The following is a 21229-nucleotide window of genomic DNA, read 5'->3' as shown; positions in this document are numbered from 1 at the left end:
ATCTAGCTGAAAAGATGGATTGAAGCTTACTTTTTCTCCCGCAAAAACTGACGATAATAATCATTCAGGCGTTTCACGATACTTTTAAACTGCAACAGGTTTTCTTCTGTGTTGCCCAAACGCGTCACAAAGCTTTGCGTGGCAATTTCCAGATCAATTTTTTCATTGATCAGCATGGCGGTAAAATACAGTTCTTTCAGGTCATCAAAACGGTTCATACGCCGATTAGACAAATACTCCAGCCGCTCCGATAAAGTCTCATTCAGCACAATACCATCGACAATATAGCCGTGTTGCGGATCAAACTGAATCTGATGTTCAGCCAGAAATTCTGCTTCTGGAGAGGGCTTGCTTTTAAACAGTTGCGCCACTTTATTGAACATATACTGATATCCTGAAATTCGCTGTGCCTAGTGTATCGGCTTTAGCGTGGAGATCCAGCATTTGAACGCGGCAATATCCTTATAAAAACAAAAAAGCATCCGAAGATGCTTTTAACTTGAGAGTTTTAACCATACTGGCGCTGTAAATAATGCACAATATCATCCGATTCAAACATATGAGCGCCGGTATTCGGATCAACCAGATAAGGCACCTGAATATTCTCTCCCATCAGTGCCAAGACTTTCTCACGTTTACCGCCCTTTAAAGGTACATATTTACCTGGCTTTAAACGTAATTTGGCCAGCCCCTGATCCTGCCAGCGCTCTTTGGCCACATTATGGAAAATAAAAGGCAATTCCAGCTCGGTTAAGGTACTGCGCACAATGCGCGTATACGGACTGGCTTCAAAACCCCACAGCTCCAGCAGTTGCTCTGGTGCCGCACGGTTTTTAATCTTTTTCTTGACCCAGACCCCGCGTGCACCATTAAGCAGCGTACCAGCAAAGGCCACAAAGGGAATTTTTGGATAATGTGCATAGCGCCGCGGGGTTTTCCCGCTTTTGCCATAGTGTTTAAACAGATGATGAATAATCTGCTGCGATTCGTAGAGATGATCTCCGGTATTTTCATCTACCAGAAATGGAAATTGCAGTTTACCGCCCAATTCCTTGACCTGCGGACGGTATTTTTTACCACCTTTAGGACAGGGATAGACTTCATAATCCAGATTCAGCAAGGTCATGACTTCGCGTACACGTCGACAAAATGGTGAACCTTCAAACTCATACAACTTGAGCGGCTGCTCAGGTTGCTTGGGAAATGCTGTGCCATTGCTTCCGCGCCCGCCTTCGGTCAAAGCAGAAGCCAATGCCTGTACCACTTTAATTTGATGATGCAACATCATGACCTTCCTGTTCTTGTTATGTTCTAGAAGATGAATGCCGAATCGGGTTGATTACAGCTCCACCAATGCTTCTTTGGCCACCACAATACCATTATTATCGGCATAAATATAATCACCCGACTGAATATTCACACCACCAAAGCTGAGCGGAATATCGACCTCACCCACGCCTTTACGGTTACTTTTTTGTGGAATTGCTGCCAGCGCATGTACGCCTAAATCCAGTTCAGCAATGGCATCGACATCACGTACACAACCGTAAATAATCACACCATTCCAGTTGTTTTTTACTGCAGATTCGGCAATCAGGTCGCCCATAAGTGCACAGCGCATTGACGCACCACCATCCACCACCAGCACTTTGCCCCGGCCTTCAGTCGCCAGTAATTCTTTTACACGCGAATTATCTTCAAAGCATTTTACCGTCACCACCTGACCGCCAAAACTTTTACGCGCGCCATAGCTTTTGAAAAATTTGCCATCCATTGATGGGGTGACCACTTGCAGCTGTTTATCCGGGTTATCATCCAGCAAATCACAAGTAACGAAAGCGACTGTAGACACGTGTGTTTCCCTCATTTTGTATGTTGTATGCGTAAATTATCATAAATTTCAAACTTTTCAGTTTGAGTTAAGGCAGCCTCGACCATAGTATGAGCCACCTGCCCGGCTGTCACTGGCCGATGTTTAAAATTTTTAGGCAAAAAAGATGAACAGCGCTGAAACAGCTGCTGTGACAGATCTTCCAGAAAACGTGCATCCTGACGCTCGCCTAGCAATAAAGATGGGCGCAGCAGTGAAACTTTGCTTAAAGATAAGTTCTGAATGTACTGTTCCAGTTCACCTTTGACCCGATTATAAAAAAATGGCGATCTGGCATTGGCCCCCAAGGCACTGACCAGCAGATAATAGGCAGAGGTTTGCTGCAACAGCTCGGCAAAATGGGCATTGATAGTAAAGTCAGTCGCATAAAAGTTATCTTTTGAGCCGGCTTTTTTCAGGGTGGTACCCAAACAGCTAAAGCCATGACTATGCTCGCTGACATCCTGATCATTCAGCATCAGTAAATCTTCCAGCACCAATGGCTGTACTTTGGCCATCTGTTCAAAGGCTGTATCCGGGCGACGCACCACCGCCGTAACCTGCTGACAGGCAGGATGATCATTTAAGGCAGAAACCAGCGCCCGGCCGACCAAACCGGTCGATCCAATGACAATGGCTTTTTTTATGATTTGAGTCATTTTTTATCCAATATTCAGGCACTCACACTAATCTAACGTTTTCTTTCATTTTTTTCTGCATCTTAAATGTTGTCAAAGCTTGTCAAGACTTGACTTCGACGCATTGTTTAATCAAAATATGGCACTTGTTTACGGGCTGGTGAAATTCTGCTGATGTGGTTTTCAGTTGAATTGCGGCCCGCCCAGACCAATCTATTTCAAGGAGTGCACGAGTGGCAAACTCTGCTCAAGCTAAAAAACGTGCTCGTCAAAACGTTAAAGCACGTAAACATAACGCAAGCTTGCGTTCTATGGTTCGTACCTATCTTAAACGTACAGTAGCTGCTATCGCTGCTGGTGACTATGCTGTTGCTTCAGAAGCTTACAAAAAAGCTGTACCTGTAATCGACCGCATGGCTGATAAAGGCATCATCCATAAAAATAAAGCTGCTCGTCATAAGAGCCGCTTGAACGCGCAAGTTAAAGCATTAGCTTCTAACTAATCGCAAAGCAGAAAGAGCCCTGATTCAGGGCTTTTTTTGTATCTGTAGATTTTATTTTGGTCCGATCTTATCCTCAATACGTTTACGTCCCGATCGATTCCATCTCAATTCCACACTAAACCGTCTAAAAAACATCTAACCATCACACGACCTACCATCACTAGAAAATAAATCTGTCCCCCTATATTTTTGATTGCCACAACATCCCCCATAAAAAAACACCTCCTAAACTACTTAGAAGGTGTTTATATAATTCAGACTAGAATGTTGAATATGAATTGTTATTTCAGCATCAGTCTTAAGTTTTCTGGGGTTAAATAAGCCAGTTGCAGACTATTATTAGCGCTTAACTGGGTCCATTGCTGGTTTGCCCCACCGGTACAGCCATAGCGGATTAAACGGGCACGATTGTCTTTTAAATAGCCATGTTCCAGATCAAAACATTGAGCACCCTGGCGGATGGTTCCGGTTTCTGTATGCATTGTCCACACCTGACTGTCCTGTGTGGTGCTACAGCTGGCCAGTGTTACCATATTGCCGTTATTGCTTAAACACAGATCCATCTCGGCTTTACTATGAATCCGGCCCAAACCATCATAAATCCATTGCTCGGTGTCATCTCCGGTACAGGCGCTTGCACCACTGATATAGACATTTTTCTGACCTGTCGCCAGAGTTTCCACTTTCAAACAGTTATTTCTGTTTTTAAGTAGCGTTGCTTCAGCCAGAAGATCTTCATTGGCCAGTCCCAACTGCGTCACGAAGCCTTCCAGCGCTGTTTGCGCTTCAGGTTTTGCATGCTCCAGATCGGCACGGTAGACATTCATCCAGCGATTCAAACGGTAGATGTTCTGTTGCTGCTGTTCATAACGCTGCAACTGCTGCTGAGCTAGTGCACTCAATTCATGACGATTTTCTGCATAAGAATCATATAGTAATTGTGCAGCTGGCTTTAAAGCGATCACCGCCTGATTGGCCTGTGCTTCCAATTGCTGCTGGAATTCCGGCAATTCCACTTTTCTAAGCGCCGTATAACCATCCTCACGTCCAATTTTTACAGCAGCTGAAATGGCAGTGCTGTATTGAGGAATCGTAAGTGTCGATAATAATTTCTCGGCTTCATTGGCTTTTTTGCAGTACAAATTAACCTGTTGCGGCTGATCTGCAATGGCCAGGTTCACATGCAGCTTATTGGCATTACCACGCATACGATGAGGTGCCAAAGCCACGTTCTGGCTGCGATTGGTATATTGAACATCTAACCAGCAAGCCGCCTGCTCTGCGCCACGCTGTGCAGCCGGCAAATCATAGACATTGCCCCAGTTGCTGCGTGCTGCCGGATACAACACCCCTTGCTGGGTTTCCGGATCATAGCCGCCAATAATGGTAATCACCGGCACCCCAAATAAACGCGGTTTTAAATAATAGCCATCGGCGCTGTTATACCAGACCTCGCTTGAATTCGGCACTTTCGGATAGACCACTTCCATCTGGCGGCTGTCCGGATTCCAGCGTTTATAGCCGGATGGCGAACTTTCATCCCACACATGACGATTGGTAAAATGCGGCTGGATACGCAAAAAGGTACTATAACCGGTGTAATGGGTATAACGTGAAATACTGCTATTGGTGGCACCGCCTGACATGGCATCCCAACCATACGCATACAGTTTCAGGAAATTTGGCACCCCGTTTTTGCCATCGCCCAGATTGGAGGACTGCCAAGCCAAATTACCGCGCATTTTGTTGCGATAGCCTATATAGCCCCAGCCACTATCGGCATGATGTGCCGACCAGAAATAATTGGTGGTGGTATCATCTACTTTAAAAGAGCCCGGATAATGGCCTAAACCATAATGATGGCCAATTTCATGGCTAAATTCGTTACCCACCGAGTTATACAGGGTCAACATGCCGTTACCGCCACTCAAGCCATGGGTCTGTTCACCATTGCTATATTTACCCCGCGCATGGTGAGTTACCACAGTTTGAGTCAGTTGAGGCTGTTGCTGACTGAGCATCGAAGCACTGGTCACCCCCCAGTTGGCCAAGTTAATTCCCACACTAAAGGTCGATTTCGCCGTGTTTTCACGCATATCCCCCGAATAAACACCGCCTTCGCCTGCACTTTGACTGTCGTAGATGGTGCCGTTGGCCACCATCACCCGATCCAGCTGAATATCATCATATTTAGCCACCGTCATGTGCGCTGCCGGAATGGTCTGGAAATAGTCTGTGCCTGAATTTTCCGGTTCAAGCAGCATGGCATGTCCTGTTGAATGTGGCGGCGCAGTGAGCAGTCCAATCCGGATATTATTTAGTACCAGTTCACCAGGCGCAGCAAAATCAATCTGCTCTGCCAGTAAATCACCACTGCGGTTTTTGCTGTCAATGATCCGTAATTTTAAGCCCGGACGTACTTCATCCCAGTTTAAGCGCGCTGACCAGGCCCGTTTACTGTAGCGCACTTCTGCACGGCCATCACGATTGCTCTGGTCCGAGGCCGGAATTTGAGTCGGATCAGCCAGGTTGATACGGCGTAACAGCCGTTCATTCTGATACACCTCAACCTGCAGTGCATTAATCTGATCCATCTCCTGCATCGGTGTGATTAATAACAATGCCTCCCGTTCTGCGGTTAAACGTGGCATTTTTTTCTCTTCGTTACCATTCGGGTCAACCACATGGCCTTGGGCAAACTGCACCATCGCCTGCAAAGAACCTGTTAAATCATTACGCACTTCACGTGATTCAGACTGGGCATTAAAATCATAAAAACCCAAAACAGATGGACTTACCACATCTTGCGTTGGCTCAGGATAATGACTTCCATGCAGCGGAGCATCTGGTGCTGTCCCATTGTTCGGCTGTTGACTTTCTCCATCACTACCACCACCGCCACATGCCGTCAGCATAAACGACAATATACTTACACTTAACAAACTAAGCGGAAACTTGATCACACTTTTCACTATTTATTTTACCCCAATGTCAATTTATGACTAAAAATAAAAAAATAAACACATATTTTTCAATGACTTAAGAAATTATATTAGAGTAATTTAAAATCTAAAGCAATGTGTTGTACTTTATTGGACAGAGAAAGAGACAGCTTATTTTTATTTTTTTTAAATGATGGACAAAAATGCAGCAGAAAAGAAAATTTTGATTTAGGCGGTTTTTAGACAAACAAGACTCTTGCACCCCAATAGAAATAGGCGTAACACATAGTCATTTTAGGTGGATTTTTTTTGAGTGTGAGCAAGATATATTAAAGCCAGCCATAGCTCACCTTCACAAACCATCCCCAGCGCAAATTTATATTAAACTTTTTGATGAAACTGCGAGATATCCAAGGTATGTACTTTGCCGCGCCAGATCCATTTCAACTGTGATTCCAGAAAATTTTCACCTTCAAACCAGACAAACAGCCCTTCCATCATTTGTGGCCAGTCTTCCTGTGACACCTCATTACGCCCTGAAATTACCGCAATAATCGCAGCCAGAATGGTGTCATGACTGACCGCCAGACTTAGGCCGCCCGGACTGTTAGGATGAGTGTTATAAATCAGTTCCAGCACATCCACCACGCCATGAATCGGATGTTTCATGCCCGGCAAGGCATTATTGACAAAGCTGTTAATAAAGCCCAACGCACCCTGCTGGCGAAAATACGGACCAGCCTGCTTGATGTCCAGCACAAAACTGCCTGGCTCGACCAGCAAGCCCTGCTCGACAATTTCAATATGATGGGTATTTGGCGCAATATGTACCGAATCTGCGCCTTCAATCATTAAGGCGGCAGTATCGACACAGCGCTGGATCGGACTAGAGATACAATGCTGAATGGCGCGTCCGCTATGGTCAATGAGATAAGCCCCCCATTTTTGCGCCAGTTCACGTCCCGGACCGGTTAACTGCAAATCATAGCCCGCCAGTCCCTGTCCAGCCACATTTTCACGAATGGAATGCCGGGTAAACAAGGTCACGGGAGTATGCACATCGGGCAACAAATCAATTGCCTTTAACATACTCGGTGGAAGCAGCTCTAACGCCATGGATCAAGCCAAATACAAAGGTGTTAAGCCCACTATAGCATGTTGGCAAATTAGCTCAATGTTCATTCGCCATAAGTGCTAGAGCACGCAAGGCAATCTCTTTCATTTCGGCATTTTTATAGGCAATAAAATTGCCATTTAACAGCGTATCACGATGGTTATATAAAAATGGCCGTCCCTGAAAATCAATCAGGCCACCGCCAATCCGTTCAATCAGGCATTGGCCAGCACTGGTGTCCCATTCACTGGTTGGGTGAAAACGCGGATATAAATCCACTTTATCTTCCAGCATCATGCAGAACTTATAAGCACTGCCAGCACGAAAAACCGTATAGTCCTGTTCAATCGTAGCGAGCGCCTGTAGATACTGCTCATAGACCGGTTTATTTTGGCTACTTTGACTTAAACCGACTTGAATCTGCGGACCACTGTCTACATATAGATAGGCGTACCATTGCTGTTGCTGGATATTAAACCGTAGCGGCAGGCCCTGTTTGGGGCAGATATACACCGTTTGCTCGCCCGGAATCGCCAGAATGGCAAAGGTGGTATGAATGCCTTCGACCAGACTCAGGTTAATGGTAAATTCCGGACGTTGATGTAAAAACTCTTTGGTGCCATCGAGTGGATCAAGCAGCCAGAACGTGTCCCACCGCGCCCGATCATAAACTGCGCCTTCTTCTGACAGTAGCGGCACATCTGGAAACTGCTGGGCCAGCTGTTCTGTAATGAAGGCATTCACCCGAAAATCGGCCTGGGTTACGGGCGATTCATCGCTTTTGTGTTCAATATCAAAATTGGCACCGGAACAATAACGCTGATATTCTTCTCGCAAGATTTCACATGCCTGTGTCACAATGGGCATCAGCTGCAAAATCAGTGGATCTTGTGGTGCTGTGGTTTTTTTAAACATAGATAGCCTTATATGTCGAATTATTCTGATCAACCCACCATCATCTTTGACATGGATGGTACGCTGCTTGACCTTGCCTATGATGATTTCATCTGGAATGAGCTGTTACCGGTCCGCTATGCCGAGTTGCATCAATGCAGTCTGGCCGAAAGCCGGGATACCCTGTTCCAGTTTTATCAGGAACACAACCATACCCTCAACTGGTATTCATCGCGCTTCTGGACCAGTAAAGTCGGGGTCGATGTACTGGCCATGCAGATTGAGCACAAACATAAGGTGGCTTTAAGACCGGGCTGTATCGAGCTGCTCGATTACCTAAAAGCCAATGGCTATCCAATCTGGCTGGCCACCAATGCCGACTGCGCCGGACTGGCCTTTAAACTTGAGCAAACCGGTCTGACCAACTATTTTGATGTCATGATCAGCAGTGAAAGCGTTGGATATGCCAAAGAATTTGTCGAATTCTGGCAACACCTGGCACAGCAGCATCCTTTTGATCCTGCCCGCTGTTACTTTATTGATGATACCGAAAAAGTACTCAATGGTGCAGCAAAATTCGGTATTCAACAGCTGCTGACCATTCAGCAGCCTTCATCAGGCAAAGCAGCCCGTGCAGATAGTCATTATCCGATGCTGCATGCACTAACCGATCTGATTCCCCTATTGCAACACGCTGAGGAAAACAAAATATATGCCTAAATCTGCTCAACACGAAGCTGTAGAAAGCATGCGTATTGACAAGTGGCTCTGGGCGGCCCGCTTTTTTAAAACCCGTTCAATTGCCAAAGCGGCCATTGAAGGCGGCAAGGTGCATCATAATGGTGAGCGCGTCAAAGTTTCCAAGGAAATCCGGGTTGGTATGGAGCTGACCGTACAACAGGGCTTTGACCGCAAAACGGTCAAAGTACTGTCTTTATCGGCAGTCCGTGGTCCGGCACCGGTGGCCCAGCAACTTTATGAAGAAACTGAGGTCAGTATTGCTCGTCGGGAATTGATTGCATCACAAAGAAAGTTGCATAATCTAGCACGGCCTGATCATCGTCCAAGTAAAAAAGACCGACGACAAATCAGTAAATTTAAACAAGAAAATGATCAGTCCTATGACCACTCCTGGTCATATCATGATGATTAATTTTGAGCGTCAGAATGTGTCGCAAGGCCACTGATTTTCATAGAAGAGAAACATAAATTCTGTCACTATACTCGGGTGGAAAGAGTTTGAAGTACATACATCCACTTGAGTATATAGTTTGGTGACATCGTATTGAGGTTGTAAGATGGATGAGAATAAAAGCAAGGCGCTAAATGCTGCCCTAAGCCAGATTGAAAAACAGTTTGGTAAAAACACAGTAATGCGTCTTGGTGACAATACCGTACAGGCTGTAGAAGCAGTATCTACCGGCTCATTAACGCTGGACATCGCGCTCGGTATTGGCGGTTTACCAAAAGGCCGTATTATTGAAATTTATGGCCCTGAATCTTCAGGTAAAACCACAATGACCCTGCAAGCCATTGCGGAATGTCAAAAAGCCGGCGGCACCTGTGCCTTTATTGATGCCGAACATGCTCTTGATCCTCAATATGCACGCAAACTGGGTGTAGATATTGATAACCTGCTGGTTTCACAACCGGACAACGGTGAACAGGCGCTAGAAATTGCAGACATGCTGGTACGTTCAGGCGCAATTGACCTGATCGTTGTCGACTCTGTTGCAGCCCTGACCCCTCGTGCCGAAATTGAAGGCGAAATGGGTGATTCACATATGGGCCTGCAGGCTCGTCTGATGAGCCAGGCGCTACGTAAAATTACCGGTAATGCCAAACGTTCTAACTGTATGGTGATCTTCATTAACCAGATCCGTATGAAGATTGGTGTGATGTTTGGTAGCCCGGAAACCACCACTGGTGGTAACGCACTGAAATTCTATGCCTCAGTACGTTTAGATATTCGCCGTGTTGGTCAGGTCAAAGAAGGTGATGAAATTGTCGGTTCTGAAACCAAAGTAAAAGTGGTGAAGAACAAGATGGCACCTCCGTTCCGTGAAGCGCTGTTCCAGATTCTGTACGGCAAAGGTGTGAACCATTTAGGTGAACTGGTCGACCTGGCTGTGCAGCAAGAGATTGTGCAAAAAGCTGGTGCTTGGTATTCATATCAAGGTGAAAAGATTGGCCAAGGTAAAAACAATACCATTCGCCATCTGGAAGAACATCCTGAACTGGCACAGACCATTGAAAAACTGATTCGTGAACAGCTATTAACCACAGGCAACGTGGTTGAAGAAAAAGACGAAGAGGAACCTGACTTTTCATTAGATCTGTAAGACTCAACTGTTGAGACTTTAGACATTACACAATACGCCCTACGGGGCGTTTTGTTATTATGCTGATGGCCCTTTTCTGCGAGATGCTTATGTCAGATGCGAAATTCACTAAACTGTTGGACTATGAAACCTTAAAGCAGCAATTTGGCGATGCAGAAGATCAGCCAGCACCATCTGTATCTGCAACTGCCCCGCCTGAATTTGATCCTGAAGAACGTTTATTCGATCATAATAACAGTCAGGAACACAAACCCGGTTTAAGCGGTTCACGTTTGCGCTCTTATGCCTTTGCAGTCCTGACCCGTAAAGAATATTCCAAAGCTGAACTGATTGAGAAACTGGCGCTGTATGCAGAAAACCGTGAAGAAGTGGTCGTTTTGGTCGATGAACTGTCACGCGAGAATTACCAGAGTGACCAGCGTGTGGCCGAAACCCTGCTGTCCAGCCAAAAGCGCAAAGGCAAAGGCCCCAATCAGATTAAAATGAAGCTGAAAAGCAAAAAAATTGATACCGCTTTAATTTCAGAAGAACTGAAAGAAACCGACTGGGTGCAGCAAGCCTACGAATTAAAAGTTAAAAAGTTTGGTCCTGATGTCACGAAAGACCCGAAACTGAAAGCCAGACAGATCCGCTTTTTAATGTATCGTGGTTTTGAAATGGATGCGATTATGAAGGCGATTAACCGTAAAGCAGAAGATTAAAGAGTGAATTGATAGATATAGATAAGCATCTAACTAGGATGAAACATCGACAAATATAAGAAAATAATATAGGGATTAAATCGAAAGGAAATTAAAAAGAAAAAAGCGATATTCTAAGAATTATAAAAATGGTGGCAACCCTACCAGCAAAGCTTCGGCACATCCCACGTCTGCTACCGTTGCTACCTTCCGGTCCTGGCGGGGTTCACAGGGTGAAATTGCGAAGTAACCGGCAGAGCTACCATTGCAGAAACAGAGTATAGACAATTTTATTGAACTTGCAAGTCCTGATTGCGCTTTTATATAAATCAGCCATCTATTTGATTATTAAAAAAACAGTTTGTATTTAATTGGTTATTTTGCAACAGAATTCCGAGAATTTTGACAGACGCCTAATTCATGACAACTTTGTAAAAGCTTATTGCAATTCGGGTTCGGGCCGTTTTTAATGTGCACATGATGATGATTTGGAATGAGCCCTTTCCTGCCCGCTCATTCCCAGTAAAGATAAAAGATGGATATGAAAATGATGCTAAAAAAGCATACACTCTGTGCACTCACCCTGCTCTGCTCTGCGCCAGCACTGGCCAATATTCCCATTGAATCACGCGGCTTAAGTCAGAACAGCGGCAGCGCCAGCACCCCGGCGGCCATTGGCGCCTCCAATAGCGGCGCTCCGGTCACCACCAACCTGAACTGGCAATTGATGCAAAAAAACCAGCAGCTTGAAAATGATATTCGCACCCTGCGTGGCAAAATGGAAGAACAGGAAAACGAGATTGCCCAGCTCAAGCATGAACTGACCAACCGTTATACCGATTTAGACCAGCGTCTTGAACTGCTCAATCAGAAAATTGATCCGGAAGCAGCACCTGCTGTAGAGGAGGATAATCAACAGGATAGTTCTCCCAGTACAGCCAGCAGCAGCCAACCCACCAGTAACCCCATAAATAATACCGCTGCCCCAGCACCAGCAGCGACCACCGTGGTTAGCACACAAAGCTCGACGGAAGAACTGGAAAAAGCGGCCTATACCATCGCTTTGGATGCCTATAAACAAGGCGGTGCAAAAAAAGCCATTGCCCCGATGCAGAACTTTATTAAAAACCATCCGAATAGCGTGTATATTAGCAATGCCTATTTCTGGCTGGCCGAGTTTAATCTGGCAATTGAACCAACCAACTACAACGAAGCCAAAAAGAATTTTGAAATTGTTGCCAGCAAATATCCAAATTCGTCTAAAGCCTCTAATGCGGTGTATCGTCTGTATAGCATTGCCAAAAATGTCGACAAGAATGATGCACTAGCCGCGCAGTATCGTAGCACCCTGCTGACCAAATACCCGTCTTCCCAGGAAGCAGGCTTTGTGAAAAGCTCATAACCCAAAAGCCTCAGATGAGGCTTTTTTTTATAACAGCAGGATCGTGTTTAACGATGGGTATGTACTGACATAACAATGCCCATCCCGGCCAGCAGACTGACCACAGCCGTACCGCCATAACTCATTAACGGTAATGGATCGCCGGTTACCGGTAAAATCCCGCTGACCATACCGGAGTTTAAAAACACAAAGAAGAAGAAGGTCAAGCCAACTGCACCGGCATATAGGCGACCGAAATTATGAAAACAGCTCAGGCTGATAATCAGGCAGCGGATAATAATTGCAGCAAACAGCGCGAACAGTAAAAATACGCCAAAGAAGCCAAATTCTTCAGCATAGGTCGACATAATAAAGTCAGTATGATGCTCCGGCAAATAACCCAAATGCGACTGAGTGCCTTCCAGATAGCCCTTACCGGTCAGACCACCCGAACCAATGGCAATTTTAGATTGAATAATATTCCAGCCAGCGCCGAGTGCATCAGATTCCGGATCAAACAGGGTTAAAATCCGTTTCTTTTGATATTCCTGTAATAAAAACATCCAGGCCAGCGGTGCAACAATGGCCATCGCCGCAAATGCCCCGCCAATTAAACGCCAGGACATGCCGCTCAGAAACAATACAAAAATGCCCGGAATAATCAGGCCAATGTTCAAGTCCGGCTGTAGCGCCACCAGCACAAAAGGAATGCCGAGCAGCACCAGCGCACCGACGATTTGCAGGAATTTGGGTGGAAACGGTTTACGAGCAAAATACCAGGCCATCATCAGTGGCATGGTAAATTTCATGAATTCACTGGGCTGCATACTGCCAATACCGGGCAGACTGATCCAGCGTTTGGCCCCCATGCGGGTTTCACCAATCAGCAGCACCAGTACCAGCATGAGCACGGCCAGGGCATAAAAATAGGGACTGGCGGCCTGATAGACCTTGGGCGGAATCTGCGCACAGATAAACATGGCAATAAAGCCGATACCAAAGCTGATGCCCTGACGCATCACCATTCCCATATCCTGTGCGGTGGCACTATACACCACCATCAGCCCTAAAATTGCATTCAGGATCAGGAAGCATAATAGCCAAGGATCGAGGTGTAGTTTGGTCCAGCGAGAGGTATCGCTTTTAATGCTTCTTCCATCACGTAAAGAGTGACGTAAAAAACGATACTGCTGAGAAGGTATCATTGCGCCCCATTCAATCCAGATAACAAATCATCGGCAATTATAGGATGAACTATGCGCAGAGTGAATCGGAAATACACACCCGACTCATGATTTCAGCAAAGATTTTTTATGCAGTACTTCCGGCGTGCTGGGCTTGCAGAATTAAACGCGCCAGCTCCAGATCATCGGGATAGGTAATTTTAATATTGTCAGAGCGTCCCTGTACCACCTGTACCGGATAGCCACCATGCTCCAACGCACTGGCTTCATCGGTAATATTCACCTCTTGCGCCAATGCCTGTTCAATCGCGCGTTTTAGCTCACCTAAACGCGCCATTTGCGGGGTTTGCGCCTGCCACAGCTGGGCACGGTCTACTGTGGTCTGAATCTGCTGCTGCGTCTCTACGCGCTTGAGGGTGTCACGGACCGGAATGGCCAGAATGGCACTCTGGTTGCTGTGTACCGCCTGATTCACCAGCGCATATAAGTTTTCAACCGCCACACAGGGACGCGCGGCATCATGCACCAGCACCCAGTCTTCATCCGATGCAATAGCAGATAAATACTGCAAGGCATTCAGTACCGAGTTGACCCGCTCTGCGCCACCCAGACAAAGATGAGCTTTATCCTGATGTGCAAACGGCAAACGCTGGGCCACATCATCCTGCGCACCAATGGCCAGCACATAACCTGCCAGCGGCAACTGATTTAAACGCGCTACCGTATGCTCCAGCACCGTGTGGTCCTGGATCATCTGATATTGCTTGAGTTCGGATTTGGAAAAGCGACTGCCCGAGCCTGCTGCCGGAATAACGGCCCAAAGTTTATGGTGTAGGGGTTGTTGCAGCTGGCTGTGGTGCTTCATTGGTACGTAAATCTACCTGGGCATTCGGATTGATATAAATCGGCTTATATTGGGTACTGATGGTACTCATCTGTACAAAAGTTTCATGTGGTTTAATTAAGCCCAGATCAAGACGGGCATGTTCTTCGATGGCTTCTACACCATTTTTTAAATCATAAACTTCCGCGGCCAAAACCCGGTTACGTTCTTTTAATTCATTATTGAGTTCGGTTTGTTGTTGTATTTTCTGGGTCAGTTCCTGATGTTCACGATAACCACCTTCACCAAACCAGTATAAATATTGAAACCCTGCGATCAGAACGATCGCAAGGCCCAACAGTACTTTACTCGATTTCGAGTCGAATACACTTAACATTGACATCTGTCGCTTAGTTTAAACCTTTAAACTCAGCTTTACCGCGATATGCAGCATTCGTCAATTCTTCAATACGAAGTAATTGGTTATATTTCGCTACACGGTCAGAACGGCATAGAGAACCTGTCTTGATTTGTCCTGCTGCTGTACCTACTGCAAGATCAGCAATGGTCGAATCTTCAGTTTCACCTGAACGGTGAGAAATAACCGTTGAGTAACCATTGGCTTTTGCAAGGTAGATGGCATCTAAAGTTTCAGTCAAGGTACCGATCTGGTTGTATTTAATCAGAATCGAGTTACCCACTTTTTCGTTGATACCGCGTTGCAGGATTTTAGGGTTAGTCACGAACAGGTCATCACCGACCAACTGGATCTTGTCGCCAAGAATTGACGTCAGGTAAGACCAGCCTTCCCAGTCAGATTCATCTAAACCATCTTCAATTGAGATAATTGGATATTGGTTTACCAGGCCAGCTAAATAGTCAGCAAACTGGTTGCTGGTGAATGCTTTGTTGCCTTCGCCTTCCAGTACGTATTGACCATTCTTGTAGAATTCAGAAGATGCACAGTCAAGCGCAAGCATCATGTCAGAACCTGCCTTGTAGCCAGTCTGTTCAATTGCTTCAAGAATTACGGTAATTGCTTCTTCGTTTGAACGTAAGTTCGGCGCGAAACCACCTTCATCACCTACAGCTGTGTTCAAACCTTTTTTCTTTAATACTGATTTTAACGCATGGAATACTTCAGCGCCTGAACGTAATGCTTCAGCGAATGAAGTGAAGCCTACTGGCTCAATCATGAACTCTTGGATGTCAACAGTGTTGTCTGCGTGCGCACCACCGTTCAGGATGTTCATCATTGGCACAGGCATAGTCAAAATGGTTTGACCACGTAAATCTGCGATGTATTGGAAAAGAGGAATTTTCTTTTCATCAGCAGCAGCGCGTGCAGCAGCCAAAGATACGGCTAGCGTTGCGTTTGCACCTAATTTTTCTTTGTTTTCAGTACCATCTAAAGCAATCATCGTATTGTCGATGTCTTTTTGCTCAAATACTGATTTACCCACCAGCGCATCACGGATTAGCGTGTTAACGTTGTTTACGGCAGTTTTCACACCTTTACCTAAGTAACGTGCTTTATCGCCATCACGAAGTTCTAAAGCTTCACGAGAACCAGTTGAAGCACCAGATGGTGCACATGCACGGCCAACTACGCCAGATGCTAAGATTACGTCTGCTTCGATGGTTGGGTTACCACGAGAGTCCAAAATTTCACGTGCACGAATGTCAACGATTTGGCTCATGAACAATTCCTCAGTTGATTGAATAATAGATGCTGTTGCGGGCATCAATGAGTATCTAACTTTTTGAATCCTTTAACTAAAGTATCCAATTCTTTTAATTGCGCCAAGAATGGCTCTAATTGTGACAGGCGCAGCGCACACGGGCCATCACATTTGGCCACATCCGGATCTGGATGCGCTTCCAGGAATAAACCTGCAAGCCCGGTCGCCATACCGGCACGCGCCAGTGTGGTGATTTGCGCACGGCGACCGCCGGCTGAATCGGCACGGCCACCCGGCGTTTGCAGCGCATGGGTCACATCGAAAAATACCGGCACATTCATCTCTTTCATGATGTCAAAGCCCAGCATGTCAACAACCAGATTGTTGTAACCAAAGGCTGAGCCCCGCTCACAAAGAATCAGCTTGTCATTACCAGCTTCCAGACATTTATGCAGGATATGACGCATTTCATGCGGCGCAAGGAATTGGGCTTTTTTAATGTTGATGATGGCCTGTGTTTTGGCCATAGCTTCAACTAAATCGGTCTGACGGCTTAAAAAGGCAGGAAGCTGAATAATGTCAGCAACTTCAGCCACCGGCGCAGCCTGATACGGCTCATGCACGTCGGTGATAATCGGAACATTGAAGTGTTTTTTGATGTCTGCCAGCCACTCAATCCCTTTTTCCAGGCCTGGGCCCCGGAATGAGTTCAGGCTTGAACGGTTGGCTTTATCAAAGCTGGCCTTAAAAACGTAAGGAATATTCAAACGTGTGCAGATATCAATATAGGTTTCTGCAATTTCAAAGGCCAAATCTTTGGACTCAAGTACGTTCATGCCGCCGAATAGTACAAATGGCAAGTGGTTTGCCATTTGTATATCGCCTAAACGTACAACTTCTTGTGCTTTTAATTGTGACATTTAAACTTCCTGGTTTATTCCTTTTACCGCTTAGTGCTTGTTTTGGTACTGCTTTTTGGCAGCATCAATAAAGCTTGCAAACAGCGGATGTCCATCACGTGGCGAGCTGGTAAATTCTGGGTGGAATTGTACCGCAATAAACCAAGGATGTTGAGGGATTTCAACTGTTTCCACCAAGTGCTGTACTGGTGAATAACCTGAGATTTTCATGCCTTTTTCTTCAAGAACAGGAATATAACGGTTATTCATTTCATAGCGGTGGCGGTGACGTTCAATAATTTCTGCTGAACCGTACACTTCACAGGTTTTGGTGCCTTCAACCAGTTCTGATTTTTGTGCACCTAAACGCATGGTACCGCCGAGGTCAGAATCAACTGAACGCTGCTGTACTTCACCACGCTCATCTAACCATTCGGTAATCAGACCAATTAATGGAGATTTGGTTGAGCGGTTAAATTCAGTTGAAGTCGCATCTGCAATACCGGCAACGTTACGTGCGTATTCGATTACGGCAAGCTGCATACCTAAACAGATGCCCAGGAATGGTACACCGTTTTCACGTGCATAACGGATGGCCGCCATTTTACCTTCAGTACCGCGCTCACCAAAGCCGCCAGGGACCAGAATTGCGTCAGCATCTTTCAGTACGGCTGCAACGTCCTGGCTTTCCAGGTCTTCTGCATTGACATAGTCAATCTGTACTTTGACACGGTTTTGAATACCAGCATGCAATAACGCTTCGTTCACCGATTTATAGGCATCTGGCAGTTCAACGTATTTACCAACCATCGCTACACGTACGGTGTATTCCGGATTCAGTAAGGCTTCAACCACGTTATCCCAGTCAGACAGGTCTGCTTCTGGCACATCAAAACCAAAACGTTCACAGATCAGATCATCCACATCCTGCTCATAGAAGGTACGTGGAATTTGATAAATGGTTTTGGCATCTTTACATACCACCACTGCACGCGCTTCAACGTTGGTGAACAGTGCAATTTTGCGGGTAGTATCTGCGTCTACATCGTGCTCAGTACGGCAGATCAGGATATCTGGCTGAATACCGATTGACAGTAATTCTTTAACCGAGTGCTGGGTTGGCTTGGTTTTTAACTCTGCTGCAGACTTGATGTATGGCAACAGGGTTAAATGCATCAGCATGGTACGTTTATGACCGAGCTCAACCATGAGCTGACGGACCGATTCCATGAATGGGAGAGATTCAATGTCACCGACCGTGCCGCCAATCTCAACAATGGCAACGTCATAACCTTCACCTGCGCGAAGGACACGCTCTTTAATATTATCTGTGATGTGTGGAATCACCTGAACGGTACCGCCCAGATAATCACCACGACGCTCTTTATTTAAGACGTCTTGGTACACGCGACCTGATGTGAAGTTGTTTAACTTCGTCATCTTCGCACGACGCAAGAAACGTTCGTAATAACCCAAGTCTAAGTCAGTTTCAGCACCATCCTCTGTGACAAAAACTTCACCATGTTGGAAAGGACTCATCGTCCCTGGATCGACATTGATGTATGGATCCATTTTGACCATGGTTACTTTCAAACCACGGGCTTCTAAAAGTGCAGCAACTGAAGCAGCTGAAATACCTTTACCTAGTGATGAAACAACACCACCAGTCACGAAAATAAAATGGGTCATTGGGTTTCTCGTACAATCGAGCCTAAACTGGCCTGCAATGTTGCGCAATTTTACTTTACTCTGCACCTATAAAGCAAAGTCATTCCGCATCAATTCATAGAACAATAAACAATTGGCTATTCTATCAGCATTTCCGATAAAAAATTAGATTTTATTCATAGGATTTTCATCTGATTTTTTGCTGTTATAATACGCGCATCTCGTTGAACCCTCCTTTTTTAGATTATGAACAAAAAATTTTTGATTTGTGGTGCAATTGCAACCAGTTTATTCCTGAGTGCCTGTGTTAAAAAAGAAGCACCTCAGGAAGAAGAACAGGTTGAAGTTGAGGTTCAGCAAACTGAGCAGATCACTGAGCCAGCCCAGTTCGAGCCACTTGAAGCAGAAACGCCAGAAGTGTCTGAAACTGAAGCGCCAGTGGAATACGAAGTTGAACGTACTGAAACTGAAAACACCACAACTGAAATTCGTCGTGAAGTGACGCCACGTGAACCTGCGCCAGCCCCTCAGCCAGCTCAGGCCGCTCCTGCTGAAGACAAGCCGGTAGAAGCCCGTCCAGCCAACCCGGACCCGGACAGCCAGTCACAAGATGACGCTGTTGCCGCAGCCATTGCCGCAGCAACCCCAGCGCTTGAAAACTGATTTCAGCCTTCAAGCACTGTTGCATAAAAAAACCCAGTCCATGTACTGGGTTTTTTATTGGCCTTTTTATGAAGCTGTTCCATTCAGGAATAAGAACGTTCACCCTGTTGATGCTGGTTCTTTAAATAATCAGCCATTAAACGTGTGGCCCAGGACTGTGGCGCACCTAAACCTTCATAAAAACCGCAATGACTGCCCTTTTTGGTGGTCACCACCATAATATTCGGCATTTTCTGAATACTTTCTTTATACGGTTCCAGATTTTTAATATGACAAACCGGATCATCTTCGGCGTTTAAAATCATCAGGGGAATTTTGACATTCTGGAACACATAAATCGGGTTAATGGCTTTGCTATAACTTTCATAATCATGATAGCCGGCCATCTCAAAATAGGCCTGTTCAAATTCGGCCAGGTTTTGCGCGGTAATGACTTTGGCCAGCGATTTGGTTTTCTGCCAGCTACTCCGATAAGGATCAATAAAGGCCTGAATCACCTTTTTGGTCATGACCTTACTATAAAACGGATGAACATGGTTAAAGCCGATTTCGGTGTCATACCCCGGGCACAGTGCAAAAGCAGCTTTTAGCGGCGTTTTGTCGCCTTCTTCACCTAAATAACGCACCAGCAAACCGGTACCGGCCGATGAACCTACCCCATATAGGGCAGAAACCGGGAATTTTTTCTGAATAAACTGGATCTGTTCCCGTAAATCTTCGGTGGAACCAAACAGGCAGATTTTCGGAACCGGCATAGGCAAGTTGGCATGACCACGGCGTAAACATAAGGCAATACGCCAGCCGGTCTGCTGATGTAAATCCCGCACCAGCTCGCTCATGCTCTCGGCAGTTCCGACAATGGTGTGCATTACAATAATGGTTGGGGTGCGTGGTGGCAGATGCAGACCGTACCAGGCAATAGCCGTTACGCCACCATCGGACATGTTCAGCTGCTCAATGGCATCGTAATGCAGGCGGATGGTTTTTTTCTTGATTAAGTCAAAATAAAGCAGATGCGCATGGGTATTGGACAGCCACGGGGTTGGCCGGTATTTCTGTTTCAGTTGCGGTAAAACATCTATACAGCGCCGGATTTGACCTTCGGGATTAAAATATAAGGTCGGTTCTGCGGCGCCGGTCCATTCATCAATCAAGCGCTGGGTGAGCTGGGCCATTTTCTGGATCACAAATTTCATGTTTTGTTCCCCCCTTTTATGGTTTGGCTTATATCATGCTAGTTCTCTCATGTTATGAAGTCAGTTGAGTTCAGGGCTTAGATCAGGTGGGCATAAATTGTGCCATCCGTTGTCCCATCTCGGCAGCCAAAGCTTCGAGGCCGCTTTTAGGACGAATCATCACTTCAAAATCAATAATCTGACCTTGATCATTGAAGCGGATCATATCAATACCCTTGAGTTTTTTATCTCCCACCTGGGCAGAAAACTCAAGCACAACATTGTTACCGTCTGCAGCATAAAATTCACGGTGATAGCTAAAGTTCTCAAAGACCTGAATTACATTGGTCAGAATAAAAAACACCACCTGCTTGCCGGCATAAGGCTGATAGGCCACCGGAGAACGAAACACCACCTCATCGGCCAGCAGTTCATTCAGGATGGCCATATCACGCTGTTCAAGCATCTGGTGCCAACGGGCAATCGCGGTTTTGGTGATGTGTAAGGTCATTTTGGGGTCCTTTTTTATTTTGATATTTCATTGCTATATAAACTCCCCCTGAGCAAGTTTTAAAGCATTGCTTTAAAACGAAGTGCAAGAAAGGGGGATTTAGAAGGGTTTTTCTACAAGAATCCCTCCCAACCCACTGCTGTCCCATAGTTTGCTTTAAATAAAAAAACCTGAGTCCTAACAGTTAAAATATGAGTGCAAACAAACACTTTAACGACCAGGATTCAGGTTTTGTCACATCAGAATACCGTATTTCATGA

22 protein-coding genes and 1 other RNA gene are annotated in these 21229 nt (G+C 45.7%); 7 read left to right on the top strand and 16 right to left on the bottom strand.

The genetic code is table 11. The features are described 5' to 3' along the window. Positions 1-26: 26 nt before the first annotated feature. The 4 genes from FTU54_RS10955 to FTU54_RS10940 form a co-directional block, all read right to left on the bottom strand. Positions 27-383 carry a hypothetical protein gene (locus FTU54_RS10955; protein WP_075167974.1) on the bottom strand — a complete coding sequence of 119 codons (357 nt, stop codon included), beginning with the start codon at positions 381-383 and terminating at the stop codon, positions 27-29. A 125-nt stretch (positions 384-508) separates the two neighbouring features. After that, complete coding sequence (locus FTU54_RS10950) at positions 509-1285, bottom strand: glutathione S-transferase N-terminal domain-containing protein (RefSeq protein ID WP_034597779.1); 777 nt, start codon at positions 1283-1285, stop codon at positions 509-511. A gap of 54 nt (positions 1286-1339) precedes the next feature. Continuing rightward, positions 1340-1852, bottom strand: coding sequence for a ribonuclease E activity regulator RraA (gene rraA, locus FTU54_RS10945; RefSeq protein WP_005178481.1), 513 nt, complete (start codon positions 1850-1852; stop codon positions 1340-1342). 11 nt (positions 1853-1863) lie between these two features. Next, positions 1864-2529 carry an NAD-dependent epimerase/dehydratase family protein gene (locus tag FTU54_RS10940; protein WP_180046786.1) on the bottom strand — a complete coding sequence of 222 codons (666 nt, stop codon included), beginning with the start codon at positions 2527-2529 and terminating at the stop codon, positions 1864-1866. Between the two features lie 212 nt (positions 2530-2741). On the opposite strand from FTU54_RS10940, the gene rpsT reads away from it, so the two are divergent. Beyond that, entirely contained in the window at positions 2742-3011 is a 270-nt protein-coding gene (rpsT, locus tag FTU54_RS10935; protein WP_005178484.1) for a 30S ribosomal protein S20, read from the top strand. 281 nt (positions 3012-3292) lie between these two features. On the opposite strand, the gene FTU54_RS10930 is transcribed toward rpsT, so the two are convergent. From FTU54_RS10930 to FTU54_RS10920, 3 genes are all read right to left on the bottom strand, one after another. Beyond that, on the bottom strand, positions 3293-5971 hold the full coding sequence (locus FTU54_RS10930; RefSeq protein ID WP_373685795.1) for a M66 family metalloprotease: 2679 nt from the start codon (positions 5969-5971) through the stop codon (positions 3293-3295). A 363-nt stretch (positions 5972-6334) separates the two neighbouring features. Beyond that, the gene (locus FTU54_RS10925; protein ID WP_005178488.1) at positions 6335-7069 is read right to left on the bottom strand and encodes a histidine phosphatase family protein; all 735 of its coding nucleotides are present in this window, start codon (positions 7067-7069) and stop codon (positions 6335-6337) included. 55 nt (positions 7070-7124) lie between these two features. Further along, positions 7125-7982: a 3'(2'),5'-bisphosphate nucleotidase CysQ gene (locus FTU54_RS10920; protein ID WP_180074751.1), complete on the bottom strand. Its 858-nt coding sequence runs from the start codon at positions 7980-7982 to the stop codon at positions 7125-7127. A 12-nt stretch (positions 7983-7994) separates the two neighbouring features. On the opposite strand from FTU54_RS10920, the gene yrfG reads away from it, so the two are divergent. The 4 genes from yrfG to FTU54_RS10900 all read left to right on the top strand — a co-directional run bounded on the left by yrfG (position 7995) and on the right by FTU54_RS10900 (position 11004). After that, complete coding sequence (yrfG, locus tag FTU54_RS10915) at positions 7995-8681, top strand: GMP/IMP nucleotidase (protein WP_180074750.1); 687 nt, start codon at positions 7995-7997, stop codon at positions 8679-8681. Further along, positions 8674-9114: an RNA-binding S4 domain-containing protein gene (locus tag FTU54_RS10910; protein WP_180074749.1), complete on the top strand. Its 441-nt coding sequence runs from the start codon at positions 8674-8676 to the stop codon at positions 9112-9114. The genes yrfG and FTU54_RS10910 overlap by 8 nt, the downstream gene beginning before the upstream one ends. 145 nt (positions 9115-9259) lie before the next feature. After that, positions 9260-10303, top strand: coding sequence for a recombinase RecA (gene recA, locus FTU54_RS10905; protein WP_005178495.1), 1044 nt, complete (start codon positions 9260-9262; stop codon positions 10301-10303). 89 nt (positions 10304-10392) lie between these two features. Continuing rightward, the gene (locus FTU54_RS10900) at positions 10393-11004 is read left to right on the top strand and encodes a regulatory protein RecX (protein ID WP_005178497.1); all 612 of its coding nucleotides are present in this window, start codon (positions 10393-10395) and stop codon (positions 11002-11004) included. 138 nt (positions 11005-11142) lie between these two features. On the opposite strand, the gene ffs is transcribed toward FTU54_RS10900, so the two are convergent. Further along, an RNA gene (gene ffs / locus FTU54_RS10895) (signal recognition particle sRNA small type) lies at positions 11143-11239 on the bottom strand. Between the two features lie 291 nt (positions 11240-11530). On the opposite strand from ffs, the gene FTU54_RS10890 reads away from it, so the two are divergent. Beyond that, the gene (locus FTU54_RS10890; RefSeq protein WP_180074748.1) at positions 11531-12385 is read left to right on the top strand and encodes a YbgF trimerization domain-containing protein; all 855 of its coding nucleotides are present in this window, start codon (positions 11531-11533) and stop codon (positions 12383-12385) included. Positions 12386-12432: 47 nt separating this feature from the next. Here FTU54_RS10890 and rodA read toward each other — a convergent pair whose 3' ends face one another. The 6 genes from rodA to FTU54_RS10860 form a co-directional block, all read right to left on the bottom strand. Next, positions 12433-13569, bottom strand: coding sequence for a rod shape-determining protein RodA (gene rodA, locus FTU54_RS10885; RefSeq protein ID WP_005178500.1), 1137 nt, complete (start codon positions 13567-13569; stop codon positions 12433-12435). Between the two features lie 106 nt (positions 13570-13675). After that, entirely contained in the window at positions 13676-14413 is a 738-nt protein-coding gene (ispD, locus tag FTU54_RS10880; RefSeq protein ID WP_180074747.1) for a 2-C-methyl-D-erythritol 4-phosphate cytidylyltransferase, read from the bottom strand. Continuing rightward, positions 14373-14774, bottom strand: a complete 402-nt coding sequence (locus FTU54_RS10875) for a septum formation initiator family protein (RefSeq protein ID WP_075167982.1) — start codon at positions 14772-14774, stop codon at positions 14373-14375. The genes ispD and FTU54_RS10875 overlap by 41 nt, the downstream gene beginning before the upstream one ends. Positions 14775-14781: 7 nt before the next feature. Further along, complete coding sequence (gene eno, locus FTU54_RS10870) at positions 14782-16071, bottom strand: phosphopyruvate hydratase (RefSeq protein ID WP_016659026.1); 1290 nt, start codon at positions 16069-16071, stop codon at positions 14782-14784. A gap of 44 nt (positions 16072-16115) precedes the next feature. Further along, positions 16116-16973 (bottom strand): 3-deoxy-8-phosphooctulonate synthase, encoded by an 858-nt coding sequence (gene kdsA / locus FTU54_RS10865; RefSeq protein ID WP_005178509.1) that lies wholly within the window; start codon positions 16971-16973, stop codon positions 16116-16118. Positions 16974-17003: 30 nt separating this feature from the next. Continuing rightward, positions 17004-18641, bottom strand: a complete 1638-nt coding sequence (locus FTU54_RS10860; protein WP_005178510.1) for a CTP synthase — start codon at positions 18639-18641, stop codon at positions 17004-17006. Positions 18642-18866: 225 nt separating this feature from the next. On the opposite strand from FTU54_RS10860, the gene FTU54_RS10855 reads away from it, so the two are divergent. After that, positions 18867-19283, top strand: coding sequence for a hypothetical protein (locus tag FTU54_RS10855; protein WP_005178512.1), 417 nt, complete (start codon positions 18867-18869; stop codon positions 19281-19283). Between the two features lie 83 nt (positions 19284-19366). Here the strand turns inward: FTU54_RS10855 and FTU54_RS10850 are convergent, their stop codons facing one another. Together FTU54_RS10850 and FTU54_RS10845 are read right to left on the bottom strand one after the other, a co-directional pair. Further along, positions 19367-20479: a YheT family hydrolase gene (locus tag FTU54_RS10850; RefSeq protein ID WP_016659027.1), complete on the bottom strand. Its 1113-nt coding sequence runs from the start codon at positions 20477-20479 to the stop codon at positions 19367-19369. An 82-nt stretch (positions 20480-20561) separates the two neighbouring features. Beyond that, positions 20562-20969: a nuclear transport factor 2 family protein gene (locus FTU54_RS10845; RefSeq protein WP_075166817.1), complete on the bottom strand. Its 408-nt coding sequence runs from the start codon at positions 20967-20969 to the stop codon at positions 20562-20564. Positions 20970-21229 lie beyond the last annotated feature (260 nt).

The sequence above is a fragment of the Acinetobacter sp. YH12116 genome, assembly GCF_013418895.1.
GTDB classification, from domain to species: Bacteria; Pseudomonadota; Gammaproteobacteria; order Pseudomonadales; family Moraxellaceae; genus Acinetobacter; species Acinetobacter indicus.
The sequence above is the reverse complement of the archived record's forward strand: the minus strand, read 5'-3'. Positions and strand labels throughout refer to the sequence as shown.